General features: G+C 34.6%; 23 protein-coding genes and 2 pseudogenes. 16 read left to right on the forward strand and 9 right to left on the reverse strand.

What is annotated here, in order from left to right:
- Positions 1-49 precede the first annotated feature (49 nt).
- Positions 50-326, reverse strand: a pseudogene (locus tag MKL38_RS19265) (histidine phosphatase family protein); the annotation flags it as partial.
- Between the two features lie 239 nt (positions 327-565).
- On the opposite strand from MKL38_RS19265, the gene MKL38_RS18195 reads away from it, so the two are divergent.
- From MKL38_RS18195 to MKL38_RS18210, 4 genes are all read left to right on the forward strand, one after another.
- Positions 566-931 (forward strand): hypothetical protein, encoded by a 366-nt coding sequence (locus tag MKL38_RS18195; protein WP_270904008.1) that lies wholly within the window; start codon positions 566-568, stop codon positions 929-931.
- 32 nt (positions 932-963) lie between these two features.
- On the forward strand, positions 964-1,689 hold the full coding sequence (locus tag MKL38_RS18200; RefSeq protein WP_270904009.1) for a hypothetical protein: 726 nt from the start codon (positions 964-966) through the stop codon (positions 1,687-1,689).
- 702 nt (positions 1,690-2,391) lie between these two features.
- Positions 2,392-2,946: a TetR/AcrR family transcriptional regulator gene (locus tag MKL38_RS18205; RefSeq protein ID WP_270904010.1), complete on the forward strand. Its 555-nt coding sequence runs from the start codon at positions 2,392-2,394 to the stop codon at positions 2,944-2,946.
- A gap of 247 nt (positions 2,947-3,193) precedes the next feature.
- Positions 3,194-4,534, forward strand: a complete 1,341-nt coding sequence (locus MKL38_RS18210) for an aspartate aminotransferase family protein (RefSeq protein ID WP_270904011.1) — start codon at positions 3,194-3,196, stop codon at positions 4,532-4,534.
- A 152-nt stretch (positions 4,535-4,686) separates the two neighbouring features.
- Here the strand turns inward: MKL38_RS18210 and qhpR are convergent, their stop codons facing one another.
- The 3 genes from qhpR to MKL38_RS18225 form a co-directional block, all read right to left on the reverse strand.
- Positions 4,687-5,721, reverse strand: a complete 1,035-nt coding sequence (gene qhpR / locus MKL38_RS18215; protein ID WP_198078839.1) for an AraC-like transcriptional regulator QhpR — start codon at positions 5,719-5,721, stop codon at positions 4,687-4,689.
- 308 nt (positions 5,722-6,029) lie between these two features.
- Positions 6,030-7,355: a haloacid dehalogenase-like hydrolase gene (locus MKL38_RS18220; RefSeq protein WP_270904012.1), complete on the reverse strand. Its 1,326-nt coding sequence runs from the start codon at positions 7,353-7,355 to the stop codon at positions 6,030-6,032.
- A gap of 75 nt (positions 7,356-7,430) precedes the next feature.
- On the reverse strand, positions 7,431-8,432 hold the full coding sequence (locus tag MKL38_RS18225; RefSeq protein WP_270904013.1) for a phosphotransferase enzyme family protein: 1,002 nt from the start codon (positions 8,430-8,432) through the stop codon (positions 7,431-7,433).
- 180 nt (positions 8,433-8,612) lie between these two features.
- Here MKL38_RS18225 and eat point away from each other — a divergent pair, with 180 nt between their 5' ends.
- The 3 genes and pseudogenes from eat to MKL38_RS19305 form a co-directional block, all read left to right on the forward strand.
- Positions 8,613-10,028 carry an ethanolamine permease gene (gene eat / locus MKL38_RS18230; protein ID WP_270904014.1) on the forward strand — a complete coding sequence of 472 codons (1,416 nt, stop codon included), beginning with the start codon at positions 8,613-8,615 and terminating at the stop codon, positions 10,026-10,028.
- 161 nt (positions 10,029-10,189) lie between these two features.
- Positions 10,190-10,816, forward strand: a complete 627-nt coding sequence (locus MKL38_RS18235; protein ID WP_231761489.1) for a hypothetical protein — start codon at positions 10,190-10,192, stop codon at positions 10,814-10,816.
- Positions 10,817-10,853: 37 nt separating this feature from the next.
- A pseudogene (locus tag MKL38_RS19305) lies at positions 10,854-10,952 on the forward strand (aminotransferase); the annotation flags it as partial.
- Between the two features lie 115 nt (positions 10,953-11,067).
- Here the strand turns inward: MKL38_RS19305 and MKL38_RS18240 are convergent.
- Positions 11,068-11,301: a hypothetical protein gene (locus MKL38_RS18240; protein ID WP_003650898.1), complete on the reverse strand. Its 234-nt coding sequence runs from the start codon at positions 11,299-11,301 to the stop codon at positions 11,068-11,070.
- Between the two features lie 279 nt (positions 11,302-11,580).
- Between MKL38_RS18240 and MKL38_RS18245 the strand changes: the two genes are divergently transcribed.
- Together MKL38_RS18245 and MKL38_RS18250 are read left to right on the forward strand one after the other, a co-directional pair.
- The gene (locus MKL38_RS18245; RefSeq protein ID WP_270904015.1) at positions 11,581-11,805 is read left to right on the forward strand and encodes a hypothetical protein; all 225 of its coding nucleotides are present in this window, start codon (positions 11,581-11,583) and stop codon (positions 11,803-11,805) included.
- A 183-nt stretch (positions 11,806-11,988) separates the two neighbouring features.
- Positions 11,989-12,228, forward strand: coding sequence for a hypothetical protein (locus MKL38_RS18250; protein ID WP_003650908.1), 240 nt, complete (start codon positions 11,989-11,991; stop codon positions 12,226-12,228).
- A gap of 108 nt (positions 12,229-12,336) precedes the next feature.
- Here MKL38_RS18250 and MKL38_RS18255 read toward each other — a convergent pair whose 3' ends face one another.
- Positions 12,337-12,489, reverse strand: a complete 153-nt coding sequence (locus MKL38_RS18255; RefSeq protein ID WP_003650910.1) for a hypothetical protein — start codon at positions 12,487-12,489, stop codon at positions 12,337-12,339.
- Positions 12,490-12,998: 509 nt separating this feature from the next.
- On the opposite strand from MKL38_RS18255, the gene MKL38_RS18260 reads away from it, so the two are divergent.
- From MKL38_RS18260 to MKL38_RS18270, 3 genes are all read left to right on the forward strand, one after another.
- Positions 12,999-13,148 (forward strand): hypothetical protein, encoded by a 150-nt coding sequence (locus tag MKL38_RS18260; RefSeq protein ID WP_005041751.1) that lies wholly within the window; start codon positions 12,999-13,001, stop codon positions 13,146-13,148.
- A gap of 93 nt (positions 13,149-13,241) precedes the next feature.
- Positions 13,242-13,712, forward strand: coding sequence for a hypothetical protein (locus tag MKL38_RS18265; protein ID WP_270904016.1), 471 nt, complete (start codon positions 13,242-13,244; stop codon positions 13,710-13,712).
- A gap of 145 nt (positions 13,713-13,857) precedes the next feature.
- A complete protein-coding gene (locus MKL38_RS18270; protein ID WP_080592924.1) occupies positions 13,858-14,046 on the forward strand; it encodes a hypothetical protein in 189 nt (62 codons plus the stop codon).
- A gap of 250 nt (positions 14,047-14,296) precedes the next feature.
- Here MKL38_RS18270 and MKL38_RS18275 read toward each other — a convergent pair whose 3' ends face one another.
- Positions 14,297-15,187 (reverse strand): AraC family transcriptional regulator, encoded by an 891-nt coding sequence (locus MKL38_RS18275; RefSeq protein WP_270904017.1) that lies wholly within the window; start codon positions 15,185-15,187, stop codon positions 14,297-14,299.
- A gap of 198 nt (positions 15,188-15,385) precedes the next feature.
- On the opposite strand from MKL38_RS18275, the gene MKL38_RS18280 reads away from it, so the two are divergent.
- Positions 15,386-16,081, forward strand: a complete 696-nt coding sequence (locus MKL38_RS18280; protein ID WP_270904018.1) for an alpha/beta hydrolase — start codon at positions 15,386-15,388, stop codon at positions 16,079-16,081.
- Positions 16,082-16,518: 437 nt separating this feature from the next.
- Positions 16,519-17,154 (forward strand): tetratricopeptide repeat protein, encoded by a 636-nt coding sequence (locus MKL38_RS18285; protein WP_270904019.1) that lies wholly within the window; start codon positions 16,519-16,521, stop codon positions 17,152-17,154.
- A 71-nt stretch (positions 17,155-17,225) separates the two neighbouring features.
- Here the strand turns inward: MKL38_RS18285 and MKL38_RS18290 are convergent, their stop codons facing one another.
- Both MKL38_RS18290 and MKL38_RS18295 read right to left on the reverse strand, forming a co-directional pair.
- Positions 17,226-17,648: a hypothetical protein gene (locus MKL38_RS18290; RefSeq protein ID WP_209830519.1), complete on the reverse strand. Its 423-nt coding sequence runs from the start codon at positions 17,646-17,648 to the stop codon at positions 17,226-17,228.
- Between the two features lie 60 nt (positions 17,649-17,708).
- Positions 17,709-18,290: a histidine phosphatase family protein gene (locus MKL38_RS18295; RefSeq protein WP_270904021.1), complete on the reverse strand. Its 582-nt coding sequence runs from the start codon at positions 18,288-18,290 to the stop codon at positions 17,709-17,711.
- Positions 18,291-18,550: 260 nt separating this feature from the next.
- Here MKL38_RS18295 and MKL38_RS18300 point away from each other — a divergent pair, with 260 nt between their 5' ends.
- A complete protein-coding gene (locus MKL38_RS18300) occupies positions 18,551-19,420 on the forward strand; it encodes an ankyrin repeat domain-containing protein (RefSeq protein WP_270904022.1) in 870 nt (289 codons plus the stop codon).
- 8 nt (positions 19,421-19,428) lie between these two features.
- On the forward strand, positions 19,429-19,812 hold the full coding sequence (locus tag MKL38_RS18305) for a DUF2750 domain-containing protein (protein WP_270904023.1): 384 nt from the start codon (positions 19,429-19,431) through the stop codon (positions 19,810-19,812).
- Positions 19,813-19,835: the final 23 nt, after the last annotated feature.

A 19,835-nucleotide genomic window follows, 5' to 3' on the forward strand; every position in this document is an offset into this window, starting at 1 on the left:
TTAATATTTTCCTAAAAGTCTAAAAGTAGCTTATATGAAATTTATCAGTTCAATAAGTAAAAACCTGAGTATTTCTAATTTTTTGATAAACCAAGTTGTATCTAAACTGCTGTATTAAATCTTTTCAAAGTGGTTGAGGTTGCTGTATTTGCATCATCAAAAGCTGTAAAAAAATTATCGGTGACTAAATATAGCTAAATTCTTTTGAGCAGAAGTTTAAGCCAATATCTTTAACTTCTTATAAAAAACTTGAACCGAATATATAGATCTTCAAAAGATTCTGCATCATCGGCATCTTTATGCTGATAAACCATTTTCTCCCCATATTTTAAATGGCATGGGAATAGAGAGTAAATTTGGATTAAAGCGACATAATTTGTCGTATATTTTTTAAACAAAATTTAATAAACGGTTTACACATAGTAATATGTTCTAATAAATTTTTTATTCTTAATATTTAAGGATTAGAACTATGTCACGACCTGAAATACCTAATTTAAAGACTTGGCCACGGAATTTGAGTACTTCACAATACGGTGGCTTATCCACCTCGCAATATGGTGGTATGTCCACCTCTCAGTATGGCGGCATGTCTACCTCGCAATATGGTGGTATGTCCACCTCGCAATATGGGGGTATGTCCACCTCGCAATATGGTGGTCTATCTACTTCCCAATATGGAGGACTATCTACCTCTCAATATGGTGGTCTATCTACTTCCCAATATGGTGGATTATCTACATCACAGTACGGGGGATTGTCTAGATCACAAGGTGGAGGAATGTCTACATCTTCTGTTGATATATATCGTAGTAATATCCCACCTTGGCCAGTATTTTTATTGGAGTTAGAGATGAGAGGTTATCATGGTCAAGCACAGTTAATTAGACGACATATACCATCATTTTTATATCCTGAAAATTTCTTTTAAATTTTTTATTAAATAAAAGACATCTTAAATTGGTGTCTTCTTTAGATGTATGTAAATCTTATATTTTTAAGTTGGGGATTCTTTTGTATAACTCTTTCTCATTAAAGAAAATTTTTGAGCTTTATGCTGCAATGCCATTGATACTGATAGCTTTAGCTGGAACTTATAAGTTTGGTTATTTTTCTACATTTGATGCTTTATGGATATTACCCTCTATATCTGCTTATAGTTTATTTTACTCGATTTTAACTACTACTTTGTTGTTCGCTTTTGGGAGCGTGCTTTCTTTAATTTATTTATCTTTTTGTGTTTGGCTAGGGCATATATATTCGCTCATTTTTTCCATACTATTTGTAACAGTAACCATATTCTTGATAGGATTAGATACATCAATAACCTTATCAACTAAGTTAATTCCTCTTTATTTCGGTGTGTTTTATTATACTTATGTACACAGCTCTATATTTGGAGGGCAAATAGAACAACACTTTAACTCTCCCTTGGTATTATTTTTAACGATTGTTGCTTTTGGATGTATGTTTGGAAGTGGTGTGAATGATGCAAATAATGCCATTAATAATAAGACACTTCCAGTAGTATTGTTTGATCTGCAAACGTCATATCCAAATAATCAGTCTGATTGGAGACTATTAGAAGCAATAGATACCCGATTTGTTTTGATTAATCTTAAAAATAGAACAGATTATGGGTATGAAATGAAAGTAGTGGAATACAGTAAAGTTGACAGTATCTATTAATTAAATAGCTATCAACTTTATAGTTTTCTTAAAATCAACATAGTATGGTTTATACAAAATAATTTTTAGCTCAATAAAAACAGCCTCTCAAGGCTGTTTTTTTATCTCCCTCTACAACCCCCACTTAACAATAACTCTCTCATTATTTAGCCTTACTTTTTTAATGATTTAATTTAAAACAAATGGCATTTTGCGTGCTTGACTGCAATAGGGTTGGGCACTATTCTTTGCCTGCTGGCCTACATTGCCAGACGGTCGTCGCGGACCGATTTTTTCGACCACATCAGGATTATTTCTTCTGAGGAATAGTTTTGTGTGAGCATCTCCTCGTCTCCTCCCGTAGCGGTAGGACGGGAGAGGGACACCCTCGGGTGTGCTGGAGTCGAAACCAGTCCGCGAACCCTCTTCCGTTCTGCCACCATAATTCTATTCATGTCGGCAGAACTCCCAATAAAAAGGAGTTGGCTTTGCACATCCATTATTTCTTGGCTCTCGATGCCAAAAGCTATAACGACACGGCTTAAAAATTTAAAGCAGCTTGAACGCCCTAAGGTTTTCAGGCTTTAAGTCTTTTTTACTTAAAACTTAGCAACAACAAAACTTGAGATGTGCCAAGCACAGTCTTTACGGCTTTGCTGCGCCTTTTTTTCTCCCAAAAAAGTATCTCGTTTAGAAACAACAAGAATTTATAACGGTAAAACGATGCCAAAGTTAGTTCTCCCTACACGTGCCATACAAGTCATCAACAAGTCGATTTATTTATTTCACTATCACGGGTTTCATGTTGTTGGAATCGACAGAATCGTGAAAGAGTGTGAAATTCCCAAAGCGACTTTTTATAACTACTTTCACTCTAAAGAGCGGTTTATTGAAATCTGTTTGATCATACAAAAAGAGCGTTTAAAAGAAAAAGTGGTTTCAATTGCTGAGTACGACCAAGGCTCAAACGTGAAAGATAAACTCAAGGCGCTTTATCTTTTACATACCGACTTAGAGGGGCTTTACTACTTACTATTTAAAGCCATTTTTGAGATAAAACTAACCTATTCAAAAGCCTATCAAGTCGCAATTAAATATCGAACGTGGCTAATGAATGAAATCTATAGCCAGCTTATAAAACTAAAAACTGATGCGACTTTTCAGGATGCAAAACTATTTTTATATATGATTGAAGGCGCAATTATTCAGCTTTTAAGCTCAGATGGAGCAGACGACAGAGAAAGCCACTGGAATATGATTTCTAATGTCTTTCTTTAAACGTTTCAGCTCATGTTTGGGGGAAGGCATAAGCCTTAATTCTAAAATAGCTATTGGATGAGCTTTGAGAGTTGACTTCAAATCGTGGCTTAAGTGGTCTGAGGTCAAGTTTTTTTAAAGAGACTTAAGCAATATGGTTTGCGTAACTTCAATCAAATACTGAAATATTTCGAATCAGCGTATGAGTTGCCTACATCATTCATCGTCTCGCACAAAAGTATGCTGAATATAAATAGAGGAGTCATTCATGGGTACGCGTTCAACCATTATGGATACCAATAGCTTTCGTCCAGAACATGCTGCTGAGCTGGACCATGCTACCCGCAAACTGACCGATAAAAGAAATAAAATTTTAGGTGAATCCTATCGCTTGTTTTATCGTAATCCCGTGCATCTGGTGAAAGGTCAGGGGCAATATTTATGGGATGCAGCAGGTCATCAATATCTAGATGTTTACAACAATGTTGCCAGCATTGGTCATTGTCATCCTGCGGTGATTGAAGCGGTAAATGAGCAAATGAAAATGCTCAATACACATACCCGTTATTTACATGAAAATATTTTGGATTATACCGAAGAACTTTTACAAACCACGCCTGATGAAATTGACCGTGCAATGTATATGTGTACTGGCTCAGAAGCGAATGATTTAGCGATTCGTATTGCCCGTGAATATAGCGGCGGTACAGGAATCATTGTGTCTCAAGAGTCGTATCATGGCACCAGTAGCTTAACGTCTGGGTGCTCTCCAGCGCTTGGAACTGAGCAGCCTTTAGATGCGACAACTCGTCTAGTTCCAGCACCTGATTATTATCGAATTCAAACTGATGATTTAGGTGAATGGTTCGCGCAGCAGATCCAACAACAAATTGATGATATGAATGCAAAAGGAATTAAGTTTGCAGGTTTTTTAGCGGACTCAATATTTTCTTCTGACGGTGTAATGCCTAATCCTGTTGGGTTCTTACAAAAAGCGGTTGATGTCGTGCATGCCAATGGCGGTATCTTTATTGCTGATGAAGTACAACCGGGTTTCGCGCGCACTGGTGATTCTTTCTGGGGCTTTGGTCGCCACAATGTTGTGCCTGATATCATTACCACAGGTAAACCAATGGGGAACGGAGTTCCAGTGTCAGGGCTTTTAGCCAAGAGTGAGGTCCTCGCTGCTTTTAGCGATAAAATTCCATATTTTAATACCTTTGGCGGTAATCCTGTTTCTATGGCAGCGGCACAGGCTGTACTTAAAGTCATTCAGGAAGAAGAATTGCAAACCCATAGTAAATATGTAGGAGGGCTACTTCTAAAAGAACTCACCAAACTTATGGATAAACATGAGATGGTGGGCGATGTCCGTGGCGCTGGTCTATTTATAGGGTTTGAACTGGTTAAAGATAGAGCCACAAAAGAGCCGAATAAAGCGTTGGCTTTGAACCTTATTGAGGAGCTCAGAAATACTCATCGAGTTTTAACCTCAGTTGCAGGTCCTTATGGAAACGTATTAAAGCTACGTCCACCTTTGGCTTTCCAAACAAAAGATATTGATTGGTTAGTTGGCGCTTTGGATCAAGCATTAACAAAATTAAAGTAAGTCACTTTAAATATAAAAAATACCCTTCAAGTTGGATGTTAAATCTAATTTGAGGGGTATTTTGTTGTTCAATTATTTTGTGGCTGTAAAAGTTATTTCGAATTGCTTAAATAATAAAAAGGCCTTTATTCAAGGCCTGTATTTGCGATGTTTTAGTGTCTTAATTGACGTGGTGTAACACCAAACCAGCGTTTAAATGCACGTGATAGAGCACTTACTTCTGAATAACCTAATAAGAATGCCATTTCTGAAATTGGAATATTTTTCTGTTTAATATAATGTTCGGCCAACTCACAACGAACCTGATCGACTAAATGGGTAAAGGTGAGTCCTTCATTTTTTAAACGGCGGGTAAGGGTGCAACTCGTTAAACCAATATCATGAGCGATTTTTTCAAGGTTTGGTTCACCTTCACTCAGTTCAAGTTGGATGTGAGAGCGAACCTGATCTGCAAGACTTTGACTTGGTGAAGAGCGATTGAGTAACAGCAGCGTATCTAAAATTACTGTTAATAAAATAGAATCACGCCCCGGCATAGTATGCTGGACGTCTTTTTTTGAAATGATGATGGAGTTAAAAGGTTGATCAAAATAAACAGGCGCGTTAAATAATTTGCTGTGCTCTTGCCAGAATTCAGGTCGAGTATGCTCAAAGTGAATGGCGCGTGGTGAATAATGAGGACCCATCACTTCACGAATCACGTTCATAAACATGCCCATAGTCAGTTCTGCATCTTGGCGGCGAGTTAAAATCGCGCCGTGTTGAACTTGATAATCTATTCGCCAACTATCTCCTAAATCGACCATTCGATTGAGTGTATCTTTCTGATGCAAATAAAAGTTATTGGTCATGTTCATGAGTGCAGACTCTAATGTGTTTGAACAAAGACCAATGTATCCAATCAGCCCTAATGATTTCGGTTGAAACTGTTGACCATAATGCAGACCAAAATTATCACAACCTGAAACCAGTGCTGCCTGTTCTAGCACCTTGCAATAATTGGGGAGTTGTAAGCTCAAAGTTGGGCTGATTAAAAGTTCAGGATTAATACCACTAATACCTAAAACGCGATCAACATCTGCACCTTTTTGACGAATAAACTCGCTTAATCCAGAGGCAGCTGCAGACAATACACCTTGATTACACATATTTGAATCGACAAGATGAGCTGGGTTGAGATGTAACATGTCAAGTCTCATGATATTTATTCCTAACTATTCTTATATTAAGCAAAAGCCATACCAGTTTTTACTTACATCCATGATTTTGTGTTATTAAAAGTTTTTATAAAATAATGACTTATGTGTTGCTGTTTTAAGTTTCAGGCTTGATTCTTTAAGAAGAGATCAAGAGTTGTATTTAAGGTTGGGTAGCGAACTAAAAGAAGGCAGAAAATGCATTAGAGATAGGCAAAAAGGGCAGAACTAAAACAAAAAATTAAGCGGCTTCTCATGCATACAACATGTATTGTAGGCATGAGAAAATAAGTGAAATACTAATTTTTTGTAGTTTTTGCCGTTTGCGCACCATAACTTAAACTGGCCATTGAAGGTCTAAATTGACCTGTATTGGCATCGCGACCTTGTAGTAAAAACTTAGGATTGGCTTGACCATAGCCTTGCACAGCCTGCTGAGAAAACTTGCCGATATCAGAACTTGGACTGCGCAATCGGTTGATAATCAGAACTTTTTGGGTCGACGCAAAATCTTGCATCATATTTTGATCGCCTTCACTGTCACCCGCGATAAAAATTGGCCCATAACCATATTTAGAGACTAAAAAACGCTGGATGGTTGCGGTTTTGCCTTTACCTTGAGTTTGCGCATAGCCATGACGAAACTCAGGTAAAATTCGATTTTGTGCATCTCGTTCTAACTCCATGGCGTAGGCATTTTTTTCATTAATGTTATAGCCGATGTCTGGATTAGAAATAATTTCCTTAATCACATCAATAAAAGATGCCGAGCAGACATAGACATCAATGCCATTGTCCTGAAAGGCCTTAAATAGATTTTGCATTTCACGGTATGGTCTTAAACCATTTTCCCAAGTGGTTTTAACAACACCTGCTTGGCCCGAAAGCGTTGCGGGAGAGGTCCATGTAACTGGTCCAATGGGTTGCTGCATTTGCCAAGTAACCGTTGCTTTCACTAAATTACGGACTTGTTGTTCGGTAAGCCCAGTAAACAAATAAGTGACCCACGGATATGCGACTTCATGATCAAAGGTGTCTCCAATAGCCGCATATAGATATCTCATTTTAGTAATGAAATCGAGATAATGCGGATCTTGCTTAATTTGATCCAGACTTTGCTTACCTTTTAGACCGCTATAGTGGTGATAAAGCCATGTGTAGCTGGCAATAATATCTGGGGCGATTTTATCAATATTGACGGCTTGGCCTTGCTGGTTATTGTAGGCCGCGTCAAAATTTTGCGAGCTAATTCCTTTACGAATAATTTGATTAAGCTGCTCTGGCGTGACATTAAACGCTAAGTGTTCAAGTTGATAAATTAAAGTGGCTTCTTCGATGTCTAAAAATACCGAAGTATTGTCAAAGTCAGTAACAATATACGGACGTTTTTCAGAATTGTAGTTAGGGCTGTCTTTTCCATAGCTAGCAATCAATTGATTGAGTTGGTCAAAGTTAAAAGCGTCCCATTGACCTTTTTGGATATATTCCTTTTTTTGAATAGCGACTGGGGGAGATGCGCTTTGCAAAGGGTTGTAGTTACATGCGCTTAGCGCAATCATACTTGCCAGACTACTGGTGAGTAATAGCGCTTTGGCAACTCGGCTCAGTTGATGGGTAGCTTGCATAAACCCTTCCTTTAAATTCTATAAAATTTAAAAACTAAAAATTGGAAATGAGGGAAAAGCGATCTAAATCACTTTTCAAATTCCAACAGGCATTTGTCCGGTTAAATATTTTTTACACAGACGCACAGTTTCATTGGACCATTGATCGCCAAGGCTTTGAGCCATTTCTGTTTGTGCGTGAGAACCATTCCAAGCCATCATTTGAATGCGGCGTTGCATGATAAAAGTTGGGATCATTTCATATTCTTCTGACTGAATATGGCCTACACGTTCGTAGCCTTTTAACCAGTGATCCACCCAATGAGGCGCATTTGCATAATGTTCATTAAAGCTAATCGCAGCGGCGAGGTCATGCATAAACCAACTCATTCCACAGTCATCAAAATCGATCACACCAATACGTTCTTGTTGTAGTAATAGATTGGTTAAACGCAAATCGGCATGAATCAGGCCATAACGTTCCTGAGTTTTGCCAAAAGAATTTAAATCTTTCGCGATTTGTACAATGGCTTCTTCGATAACGCCGTGATCTTGTTGTCTCAAGTGAGGTGCATTTTTCCAGTTTCCCCAGTGTCCATCTGCACCAATCATGGTTTCATGATTCCACACAATACGTTGAAAGTTTTCAGGCGCTTGCCATGTTTTGCTATGAACGTGCAACTTTGCAGTAATTTGTCCTAGTTGCTCAAATGCAGTGGGGTCAACTTCAACAGTTGGCATATCGCCCTCAACCCAGTTAAAAAGGACTGCATAACGATAAATATCATTGGATAGTTTCAAGGTAATTACGCGTTCACCCGATTGATCTGCAATCGCAACGGGAACTTGAATACCACTCGCATTTAAGGCATCTAACCATTCAAGCTCACTTTGTATATCCAGTTTGCTGTGATAGTTCGGACGATGGATTCGAAGTGCATATCGGGCAGATCCAGTCGAAATTTGATAGGTTGCATTTTCAGACTGACACAGTAGTTTGACCTGTCCTTGATATTCCGATGGATACTGCTTAATCGCTTGTTCTGCCAGTATTTGTAATTGAACTTGGCTTAAAAATTCATTTTGTTCTACAGACATGACCCATCTCCTCAATTTAATTTTTAAACACGTTCTGTGTTGAGATGCTGTCGATCTTATAAAAGAAAAAATGAATCAACTTGACTTCAAGTGGTCGGGGAGATGTTTTGCTGTCAAGTTTTATGAATATCTTTTGCGCAACTATTGGTGGTGTAAATTTAGTCGATAAGGCATACGACAATGAAAGAATCTGAATTAAGCGTAGATGTTGGTGCTTTACAACAGGACGCAGAGTATTTTGCAAAACGTCAGTTAAAAAAAGGGGCAGTAGGTTGGTTACTTTTAGTGGGACTCGGTGTTTCCTACGTTATTTCGGGTGACTTTGCGGGTTGGAATTTTGGACTGGCACAAGGTGGATGGGGCGGACTCTTTATTGCAACAGTCATCGTCGCGTTTATGTATCTCTGCATGAGCTTTGTGATGTCTGAGATGTCAACGATGTTACCCACTGCTGGCGGTGGCTATAGTTTTGCCCGCGTTGCATTTGGTCCTTTTGGAGGATATCTCACAGGTACTGCGATTTTAATTGAATATGCAATTGCACCTGCCGCGATTGCCGTATTTATCGGTTCATATTGCGAATCACTTTTTGGGATTGGCGGCTGGGCTGTTTATTTAATTTGCTATTTAGTTTTCATGGGTATTCATCTGAAAGGTGCAGGTGAAGCGCTTAAAATCATGTTTGGAATTACCGCGGTTGCTTGTATTGCACTGGTTGTATTTATCGTGGCGATGCTTCCACATTTTGACAGTGCACGTTTGTTTGATATTCCAGTCAGTTCTCATGCAGGTGCAAGTAGCTTTTTACCGTTTGGCTATATGGGAATATGGGCCGCAGTACCGTATGCCATCTGGTTTTTTCTTGCAGTTGAAGGGGTACCACTAGCTGCCGAAGAAGCAAAAGATCCAGTACGTTCATTGCCACGAGGTTTGATTGGTTCAATGTTGATATTGGCATCCTTTGCGCTTTTAATTTTATTTTTGGGAGCAGGCGCTGCGGGTTCAAATGCTTTAAAAAATTCAGGAGCACCTTTGGTTGATGCGCTCATTGCGGTGTATGGTCAGCACACATGGTTGGCAAGCTTTGTTAACTTTGTCGGTCTTGCTGGACTTGTCGCAAGTTTCTTTTCAATTATTTATGCCTATTCACGCCAGATTTTTGCACTGTCGCGTGCGGGATATTTGCCAAAAAACCTATCGCTTACCAATGAAAATAAAGCGCCATATTGGGCAATTATTATTCCGGGCATTATTGGGTTTTTACTTTCTTTAACAGGTGAGGGTGACTTACTCATTTTAATGGCAGTATTCGGTGCAACAATTTCTTATGTTTTGATGATGCTTTCACATATCAAATTACGCGTATCTCGTCCTGAATTACTACGTCCTTATAAAACGCCTGGAGGAGTATGGACGTCTTGTATTGCCTTGATTCTTGCCGCCGTTGCTGTAGTTGCAGGGTTAATGGTGAATCCGAAAGTTTGGTTATTAGCCGCGCTGATTTATGTCGGATTTATACTTTATTACTTGTTATATAGCCGCCACCATTTGGTTAAAGGTACACCTGAGCAAGAGTTCGCCATGATTGATGACTGATTTTTAGGGCGATAGAAAATAAAGAGGTTTCGGCCTCTTTTTTAAGCTTTATATTTCTGTACAAAAGAATATAAAAACAGCAAGTAACACTTACTCAAGTATCATTTTAATCTGATTGATATTTATACAATATAGTTACCAGATCACAAGGATATGAACTGATGAAATTTCTAAAATTTTTAACTTTTAGCACGATTCTAACCTTATCCGCACATAGTTATGCGACAGTGGGCGGTGGACAAAAAATTGAAGTATTGGGCTATCAGCAAAAAGAGAAGAAACTTTATGTATTAAGACACTACGAAGATGGTCGAGGGCGTCTACCACAACTATATTATTATCTATTAAATAGTAAATCGCCCGATAAACTTATCGAGGTTAAATCTCTCTATATCAATCCAAAAACACATAAGATTGATTATGATCAAGATAGTACAGCGTTTGATAAAGCTCTAAATAAAATTAAAAAGAATTTAACTCCTTTGATCGTAAGTAATAGTAAGACTGTAAAAATTCAGACATTAAAAACTCATCAAAATCAAATATCAGCTTGGTTTGATCCTTCAGGGAAGATCACACAATATAAAACAGAATATGTTGTAAAATCGCCGTCTTTACAAAGTAAGCCCCATGTTGCGGTTCATTACACCAAAGCAATAAAAATTTCCCAAAATTATAGTGTGCCTAAACACAATAAGAGGTTGGTTGTCGTTAAATATTTGGGGGTTCCAGAAGAAACTGGTTATGACATTGAAGACCCTGTTTTACTACTGCCTGTGAAAAAATAAGTTTAAGAGCAAATTATTTTCTTGGTTCAAATCGGTAGCAGCAGGGCATCACTATCTGGATGTTTACGACAATATTGCCAGTATTGATCATTATCATCCTGCGATCATTGAAATTGTAAATGAGCAAAAGAAAATGCCCATTTGCTATTTTCTAATCATTTTGAGAGTTAAAAATGGGTATATTTTAAAAAGGATTTTAATTTTTTATATAATTAAATCAGTTATCTATAAAAACTAATGAACGAATTAATTTATTCAAGATCAAGTTGATTATCATCTTTCGTAATTTTAATTTTTAACTTTTTATATTTACGTTTATTTGGATCAATTGCAGAATTTATGACCTCATCTGAGAAAGAGGCGCATAACATTAATTTTGCGTATGCACGGTAGCCTATTAAAATTCTGCGTAGCGGATAGTCCGTTCTTGAAGAATAATATTCGATTCGCGAGTTAAGCTCTTGTAGCAGGGTCTGTTCGGCCATTCGAATAATTTTCTTTAAGTGATTCATTGCAGCATATAGAGATTTATCTAATCAAAGAAGGGTTATTTTCACTAATATGAAATTTGGAAAATTAAATACTAATATTGCATATTTAAATATTCTAGACATACAAATTATTTTTTATTACCTGTAAATTTAAGCACATACACTAAAACCATAATGCATTGATAAATGGTAGAAAAATCACGGTAACAACTCTTTTTAGAGCAACCGATCTATGTGTGTTATAGTCAATTTCGATTAATAATTGGCATTAAAATGGATATCTGTATTGGCGGCATACTTGATGGTCAAAAAAGAAAGAATGATCACACTCATTTCAAAGTAGACAACCATTATTCGGATCATGGTTCTCAATATAATAAAGAGTATTTTCATTTAGATGGGCAACTTCATTCATTTTGGATAAGTGAAGAACTTGACTTCTATGAAGCACAAAAAAGAGTTGAACTAGTACTGAATACGAAACTTTTAGTTACCTAAATTAAAATAAATAATTTATTATAAAAGAGGGTGGATTTTTGAAGCTATCCTCTTCATTAAAATAAAATTTAAATATTTTATAGATTTAATTTTTGAAATTTATCAATACATAATTATTCATGAATCTATTCTTTTATCCTGTAATCTAAAGAAAATAATTTAGTTTGGATTGTAGGTGTCTATATGGGAGATAAATTGATTGAAAAAGATAAACTTTTAAATTATCTTGCCCAAAAAAATGCAGAGAAAGAAATAGAGTGTGAATGGTTGAGGAATATCATTATTCGGTTAATTGATGAGCTTGAAGATAACCGATTACAAGCACAGCTAATTCGACAAGTAAATGAAGAACTTATTTTACTAATACAAACACATGTCGATCCAGATTTTAATTCAAAAGATTTAAGTAAATTTAAAAATTAATTGGATTTTGAGTTTTCAAGGAATCTAGTTGGAATGTTCTTTATAAGAAATTAATATGAAAGAAGCCCAAAAATGGACTTCTTTCATATTAATTAAAGTATTATCTTTTTATTTATTTTTTTCTTCATTATTTTTAATTGGTGAAGAATCTTCTGATTCAGATGGCTGGGCTGGTTTTTCAACTTTATCCTCATTTGGTTTTGGATCGGAGTCATTTTGGTTCTGAGTTGCTTTTTTTGAAAAGTCTTTAAAATCAGACATTTTAAGCTTCTTAATAAGAGTAGTGAAGTTTGATAGTATACCTTTCACTGAGTTACATTACGGTAGTTATGGGAGTGGTATGTAGAGATATGTTCCTTTATATACTTTAATATCGATATTATTTTTAAAAAAATATCTTACATATTAATTTAAGTAGTAAAATTTAAATAAAGGGTGCGAATTAATAGATATTTTAAATTTATTTTATTTATATAGCCTGCAAAAAAATGATATTTTCATCTGTAGCTAAAAATATAAAAACTTTATGATATTGTTTTTGTGGGTTAAATTTTTACTTGGGGTGTGAATGTAAAGTTAATAAGGCTTAAAATAATAAAAATATAGGGAGTAAAGTATTTATTCTGTGTGGTGATTAAAATATATATTGTGACAATAAACAACACTATCACATTCAGATACACTTGCGCTGTATCTATATAAAGGTAAAGAGACTATGTTAACTAAGTGCTAGATAATCATCTGCACACCATTAAATAGGAGAGACTCTAATGTCTCAGGACCAAGTTAAAAGCGATCAAGACAAATCAAAAGAGCAACAACAGCAACAACAAGATGGTAAAGAGTTTGAACCTAAAACTCCTGAGCAAAATGACGTAGAAAAAGTCAATCAAAATGATAAAAATGAGAAAAAATCATAATATAGAAATTTATATTTTTTCTTAAAATATTGGTTGGTAGAAAGAATAACTATTCTTTTTGCCAATTTATAAAATTAAGAGGAATATTTTAATATGTATTTTATATTAATACTTTTTATCTTATTTATTTTTGCTTATATTTTATTTAAGGTTTTTTCTACAGTTAATCTAGAGCTCCCGGAAAACACCCTAAAAATAGCTGGAAAAATATTTACAGAGAACAAAAACTTTTTTGAACATGAAATAATTGTAATTTTATACCAAGAAGAGTTGATAACTTTAGTCGGTAACCAAAATGGTGGTAGCGTGAAGGTCTTTAAAAATGCTGTAATCTGCCTCGAAAAAGAAACAAATAAAATCGCAGTATATATAGATACTTTAAGAGTCGGATATCTTAATAAAATAAACTCCTCTAGTTTTGTTAATTTTTTAAAAACAAAAGGTTTTAGTGAGCGAGATGCTTTTGAAGTTGATGCCATTATAATGAGTGAAAAATTAAGCCAGTGGAGTGTGAAGCTAGACATACCATACGATATGGAAAAGTTTAGGTTTGATAAATATTAAAATCCAATAAATATTTGATTGATATTTTATAAGATATATTTTGGTACATTTTTTTTAGTATTGAAAATAAAAAGAGATCATAATTATTGTAGTGATAATAAAAAGGAGAAAAGATATGGAACTTAGAGCTGTCAAAATGCATAAAATGTTTAAAGAGTTTCATGATGAAAAGGCACTTGGCTATGTAGGGGAATATGATGAAAAACATGATCTTGTAGCGATATATAATATTTTTAAAGAAAAAATGAAGAAAATAGACGGAACCTATCAATGGATTCTACCTTCATCGGGTGAAGTATTTTTTGTTGAAGAAGATCCACTCTATGTTCGTTAATTAATTTTCCCGTCTAAAAAATCGATAATTTATAAATCAAAGTCCTCTAATGAGGACTTTTTTTATATTTTACTCAAGGTATCTTTAACAATTCTAAAAGCAGGTGACATCAATCTACAGCTGGTATAAAACAAATATGTTTTTAGCATTTCCTATTTTTCGACAAAACTAAATTCTGACCTCTATTGTAAAAAATTAAGGTATAGCTTTTTAGTGTTTTATTATTTTAGGTTAGAAATTTTCCTTTCTATTACTTAGCTTTAGTTTCCGACATTTCTCTAAATTTTCTTGGGCTATAACCAAATGTTTGAATAAAAGATCTGGTAAAAGCAGCTGGTGAAGAATAACCAACTAAATCAGCAATTTGTGAAATACTTTTATTCGTTTCAATTAAATATTGATTGGCTAACTTCATTCGCCAATGTTTGAGGTAATTAATTGGAGTAGTGCCTACCAATTCTATAAAATTTTTTGAAAACTTTGATTTAGATTGATTAGTTTCTTTGGCAAGAATTTCTACGGTCCATTCTTTAGCAGGGTTAGAATGCATTAAGAATAACGCCTTGCTAATAGCAGGATTCTGCAAAGCTGAAATCCAACTTTTATGGTTTAGTGTTTCTTTATTTAGCCAGAATCTTATTGACCATACCAATAGCAAATCGATAACACTTGAAAGCATAACCTGACTACCTAAAGAAGGTTGATCAAGTTCTAATTTTATTGCAGCTACAGTCATTGGTATCCACTCAGCAACTTTACCATTTTGGTCCGAGGGAACTAATATATATTTGGGTAATCCTTCAGCGATTGTTTGTCCATATACGCCGTTTAATTGAAAAATACATGTAATAACAGATGGTTCTGCAGCTTTATCTTCTATAATTTCGATAGAATGCTTAAATCTCGAAGGAATAACGATAACATCCCCGTCGTGTACAATCTCATTTATTTTTTGTTCATTACTTTTAATTTTAAAGCTACCTCCTTGAAATATATGAATATACGAAAAATTATTATCCATAAAAACAATATTTGTATTTTTATAATTTTCAACTTGATAAATTTGTCCTGATATTCTTGCATTTTTATAAATATCAAAAAATATATCAGTTAATTTATTTAAATCTTGTTCATTTTCCATCTCACTACATCTCATCAAAAAAATGTTTCTGCAAAAAAATATGCTGTTTCAGTAATTGTTAAAAGTAGTTTTATAACAAATAATCATTTTACGAAGATTTTATAGTTTGATATTTGATCAGATTGTCTAAACTTCATGTATCAATATTTCTATTTAATTTATTGATTTCAATGTCATAGCATAAGCTAGGAGTAAATCATGAGCAATAAACCAACAATTATATTAGTACATGGCTTTTGGGGAGGCGCTGCTCACTGGAGAAAAGTTATTATTGAGCTTTCCCATAGAGGTTTTACCTCATTACAAGCAGTTGAATTGCCTTTAACTTCACTAGCCGATGATGTCGAACGAACAAAGAAAATGATAGCTCAGATTGATGGTGACGTAATTTTAGTTGGGCACTCTTATGGAGGTGCTGTTATTACTGAAGCTGGTAACCTTCCAAATGTAGTTGGTCTAGTCTATATTGCAGCATTTGCTCCTGATACAAATGAGAGTCCAGGGGAGATTACGCAAAAGCATCTGCCAGTAGCTGCCCCTAATTTATCACCAGATAGTGATGGTTACCTTTGGCTTAAAGCAGACAAATTTCATGAAAGTTTCTGCCAAGACTTAACAGAAGAGGAAGGTCTAGTTATGGGAGTAACACAAAAAGCTCCGTTAGCAAGCACCTTTGGCGATACTATTTCATCACCAGCTTGGAAAACTAAACCTTCTTGGTATCAAATTTCTACTCAGGATCGAATGATTAGTCCAGAAAATCAAGAGTTTATGTCTTCTAGATTAAATGCAAAAAAAGTTATTTCTTTAGATGCTAGCCATGCTTCATTAGCTTCCAAGCCAGTTGAAGTTGCAGATTTAATAGATGAAGCTGTTTCTTTCTTTAATTCATAAAGTTATTTAATTTAAATAGACAAACAAATTAAGAAGTTAAGAAAAATAATAATTTTTTTAACTTCTATTTCATTATAAATATAAGCTCATCTTATTTAGATGGCTTATTGCTTAATTGATGCCGTAACATAGACAAGTTTCGACTAGAAACAAAAAACTAAGTTATAAGAACTATAAAGAAAACTCGTGAAATCATCTCATAAGAATCATCGCTACCAATGTGTATTATTGCGAATGAAAAGTTAATTATAATATTTTTAATTCACCCCTTTACAACCCCCACTTAACAATAACTCACTCATTATTTATCCTTACTTTTTAATGATCTAATTTAAAACAAATGTCATTTTGTGTACTTATTTTTGTAGAAGATTGATTATATTTAATAACTAAATTTACTTATACTTAATTGTTTTTAAAAAATTAAAAGGTTTAAAGTGGTTTTTGTATCTGTAAAAGAAATAGCTGATAAAGCGCAGGACTTTAGTGTCCATGAACAAATGATTATAGGGATTAATTATTGTTTAGGAATAAATGGATATGAACAAGACATTAACGAGGGGCGAGCATGGTTGTGGATAGCAGCTACATACTATCGGTCTTTTATTGCTCAGTATAATTGGGCTTTAACATGGACAAGTACGCCTTGTTATAAAATTGAAGAAGATATTTCTTTAGAAGAATTACAAATATTGGCTGATGAAAATAATTTGGCAGCAATCTACATGCTAGGTGTTCATTTTAGAGAACCAGATCCTTTGTTAGCAATTGAATACTATCAAAAGGCGGCAAAAGAAAATTTTTATCCAGCAATAAATAATTTAGCTGACATATATGAAAATGGCTCTGGTGTTGAACAGAACATTAATAAAGCTGTTGAACTTTATAATATTGCCGCTGAACAAGGTATTGCTGCTGCAGAGTGGAGTTTAGGAGTACTTTATTTTAATGGCGATCTTGTAGATCAAAACATTCCATTAGCTCAATATTGGTTACAAAAAGCAGAAGCAAATGGATGGTTTCCAGCTCAGGATCTTTTGATTTCTATCGATGATAATTATCAAAAAATTTAATTCTATAACTTACAGAATACTTTTTATTTGGGTATCTCGCTTAGTACTTGGTAAGTTGAAAGCAAAACTTATCAGGTACTAAATTTATAGCCAAAATGATTAAGACATACTTTAATTCCGTTAAGTGAGTAGTCCGTGCAGCCTTGATGAATGCACTTGTTCTCTGAAAAACCTTCATGCGCTAAAACAACTAAGAATTGCTTAATACTGTTTATTCGATTTTGGTTTAAGGTTTGGTTCACGTCTGAAAGTTTAATTCCAAAAATAGGCGCTGTTGGTGTTTCTGGATAACACTCGAAATACCATGCTTGCTCACACTCAGAGCAGACATAATAAAACTCACTATAGTCAAATTGTGGGCGAGTTTCTTCGCATGGAGCCTCTTCAACGATGTAGTGAGGAAACCTATTTTTCATTCCATAGTTATTGCTGAAAATATTTGAAAAGCTGTCAGGGCATACAAAAAATTCACCGACATTTTGACATTCACACATAGATTTTTTCTTTAATGTTTTCCAAAAAGGCTAAATGGAGCTTATACGAAATTGATCTGTTCAATAAGTAAAAACCTGAGTATTTCTAATTGGCTGATAGACCAGATTGTATCTAAATTGCCGCATTAAATCTTTTGAAATTGGTTGAGGTTGTTGTATTTGCATCATCAAAAGCTGTAAAAACTGTCCATGACTAAACACAGCCAAATTCTTTTGGGCATAAGTTTCAGTCAATACCTTTAACTTCTCATGGAAAGCCTGTACCCGCATATATAGATTTTCAAAAGACTCGGCATCAACGGCATCTTTATGCTGATAATCCATTTTTTCCCAATATGCGTTTACCCAAGCCTTACGGTCATCCATATTCGTATTGGCACATTTGCGTTCAGACAAATAGCTAAACTCATGCAGATGCTCATCTACTTCAAAAGTGAGATTATATTTTTCCAGTAGTGGGGCGGCGGTTTGATGTGTGCGTAAATATTGAGACACAATCACATGATCAATCTCGGGCAATTTTGAACAGAGTGCTTGGGCTTGTTTATGCCCATTTTCACTTAAAGCAATCGAAGCATGCGAAAGGGTTTTTCCATTGATATTGGCTTCACTTTCAGCATGTCTGATGAGAAAAATACTCATATTAATTCCGCTTAACTCTTTGGTTCGATGGATCTAACCTAAAGATTGTCAGTACTTTAATGTTTTAAGATATGCCAGTAACTTAATAATACGTAGAATAAAAAGATAATTAATAGGCTATAGATTTCTTAAGATTTTAACTCAATTATTTTATACTAAATTATAATTTATGATATTTACTCAAGCATATGAATCCGATAATAGACAAAATTTTAAGAAAATTAGACAGTTTAAAGATCACCGAAGACTTTTTCTTTATTATGAATAAAACTATTCATTTAAGGTATGCAAGAATTTATGAAACAGATAAAAAAGAATTCAAAAATCTAGAAGCTCCTGAGAACTTTTTTCTCGAACTGTACAATCTTATGGATAGCGATGAATTAGATTCAGGGATTTATAGTTATTATTCAATTGATAAAAAAATAATCCATCATACCAATTACAATCCTGAATTATTTTGGGATGCAGCAATGGAATTAATCTTATATCAAACTTATGGGGTGATTCCAGTTGATCTAGAAAGAAAAACTCAACTAGGGAAAAGTCTTCAGCAAGAAAAAATAAAGAAAACGTTTGTCTATGCCTGCTACTTAAATTTAAGGAATGAGATAGATTTTTTGCTTACTAAGAAAGTTATTAAAAGTGAATTAAATAGGAATCTAAAAGGCATTGGAACGCCTTTAGGGCTGAGTATTCAGCAGAATAATTTTGATTTAGCCACGAAATTATTGGCACTAGGTGCAGATCCAAAGAAAAAATCATTTGTATATACACCACTTGAATTGGCATTTAGATATTCTGATGAAATGGTATGGTATTTTTTTGATCACTATAAAGAGTATTTTATTAATACAATAAAGCAAAAGGGCTTAGTTATTGCTGGACTTAATCAGAATATTGAAATTTATAAGTTATTGATAGACTTAGGATGTGATCCATTAGGTAAAGACCCTGCTTTTCCAATGCCGCATGTTTTTGTAGATTATAATAACTTGCACGGATTGCAATTTTTGGCTAAATATGGCGTAGATATGAATTATAAAAATAAATATAAAGAAACAGCATTTGAAAGAGCAAAGAAGCAAGAGAAAACTGAGTTGATAAATTTTCTAATTGGGTTTCAGTGATAAAAATTATGAGAATTAGTCAAAAGCAAATAGATGCTGTAATTGCATTAGAAGGTACTAAAAGATATAAGCATTTCATAAAAGTTATTGCTGATACGCAAGAAGTTTGGGGCTTATATAAGGATGGATGGGCGTTAGCTGGAACAGAGGATAATCAAAAAGTATTTCCAGTGTGGCCCGCGAAAAAGTATGCCGAGTTATGTGCCGAAAATGAATGGGTAGGATATGAAGCTGAGCCATTTTCTCTAGATGACTTTATGAATGAATTATTACCTACATTAAAAGATGATGAAGTATTAATAGGTGTTTTTTATACTCCTTTAGACAATGGGGTAACTCCAGAGATAGGGCAGGTACTAAAGGATTTAGAATTTGAATTAGAAAATTATTAGAAAAATACGACCAAGTTGCCTCA

Origin of the sequence: Acinetobacter sp. AOR14_HL, from assembly GCF_027855175.1 — a bacterium.
GTDB lineage: Bacteria > Pseudomonadota > Gammaproteobacteria > Pseudomonadales > Moraxellaceae > Acinetobacter > Acinetobacter calcoaceticus.

Bases quoted from the DNA above. Each gene is read 5' to 3' on its own strand.
- MKL38_RS18195 (WP_270904008.1), top strand. From the start codon at position 566: ATGTCCACCTCTCAGTATGGCGGCATGTCTACCTCGCAATATGGTGGT.
- MKL38_RS18205 (WP_270904010.1), top strand. From the start codon at position 2,392: ATGCCAAAGTTAGTTCTCCCTACACGTGCCATACAAGTCATCAACAAG.
- MKL38_RS18210 (WP_270904011.1), top strand. From the start codon at position 3,194: ATGGGTACGCGTTCAACCATTATGGATACCAATAGCTTTCGTCCAGAA.
- qhpR (WP_198078839.1), bottom strand. From the start codon at position 5,721: ATGTTACATCTCAACCCAGCTCATCTTGTCGATTCAAATATGTGTAAT.
- MKL38_RS18220 (WP_270904012.1), bottom strand. From the start codon at position 7,355: ATGCAAGCTACCCATCAACTGAGCCGAGTTGCCAAAGCGCTATTACTC.
- MKL38_RS18225 (WP_270904013.1), bottom strand. From the start codon at position 8,432: ATGTCTGTAGAACAAAATGAATTTTTAAGCCAAGTTCAATTACAAATA.
- eat (WP_270904014.1), top strand. From the start codon at position 8,613: ATGAAAGAATCTGAATTAAGCGTAGATGTTGGTGCTTTACAACAGGAC.
- MKL38_RS18235 (WP_231761489.1), top strand. From the start codon at position 10,190: ATGAAATTTCTAAAATTTTTAACTTTTAGCACGATTCTAACCTTATCC.
- MKL38_RS18240 (WP_003650898.1), bottom strand. From the start codon at position 11,301: ATGGCCGAACAGACCCTGCTACAAGAGCTTAACTCGCGAATCGAATAT.
- MKL38_RS18245 (WP_270904015.1), top strand. From the start codon at position 11,581: ATGGATATCTGTATTGGCGGCATACTTGATGGTCAAAAAAGAAAGAAT.
- MKL38_RS18250 (WP_003650908.1), top strand. From the start codon at position 11,989: ATGGGAGATAAATTGATTGAAAAAGATAAACTTTTAAATTATCTTGCC.
- MKL38_RS18255 (WP_003650910.1), bottom strand. From the start codon at position 12,489: ATGTCTGATTTTAAAGACTTTTCAAAAAAAGCAACTCAGAACCAAAAT.
- MKL38_RS18260 (WP_005041751.1), top strand. From the start codon at position 12,999: ATGTCTCAGGACCAAGTTAAAAGCGATCAAGACAAATCAAAAGAGCAA.
- MKL38_RS18265 (WP_270904016.1), top strand. From the start codon at position 13,242: ATGTATTTTATATTAATACTTTTTATCTTATTTATTTTTGCTTATATT.
- MKL38_RS18270 (WP_080592924.1), top strand. From the start codon at position 13,858: ATGTTTAAAGAGTTTCATGATGAAAAGGCACTTGGCTATGTAGGGGAA.
- MKL38_RS18275 (WP_270904017.1), bottom strand. From the start codon at position 15,187: ATGGAAAATGAACAAGATTTAAATAAATTAACTGATATATTTTTTGAT.
- MKL38_RS18280 (WP_270904018.1), top strand. From the start codon at position 15,386: ATGAGCAATAAACCAACAATTATATTAGTACATGGCTTTTGGGGAGGC.
- MKL38_RS18290 (WP_209830519.1), bottom strand. From the start codon at position 17,648: ATGTGTGAATGTCAAAATGTCGGTGAATTTTTTGTATGCCCTGACAGC.
- MKL38_RS18295 (WP_270904021.1), bottom strand. From the start codon at position 18,290: ATGAGTATTTTTCTCATCAGACATGCTGAAAGTGAAGCCAATATCAAT.
- MKL38_RS18300 (WP_270904022.1), top strand. From the start codon at position 18,551: ATGAATAAAACTATTCATTTAAGGTATGCAAGAATTTATGAAACAGAT.
- MKL38_RS18305 (WP_270904023.1), top strand. From the start codon at position 19,429: ATGAGAATTAGTCAAAAGCAAATAGATGCTGTAATTGCATTAGAAGGT.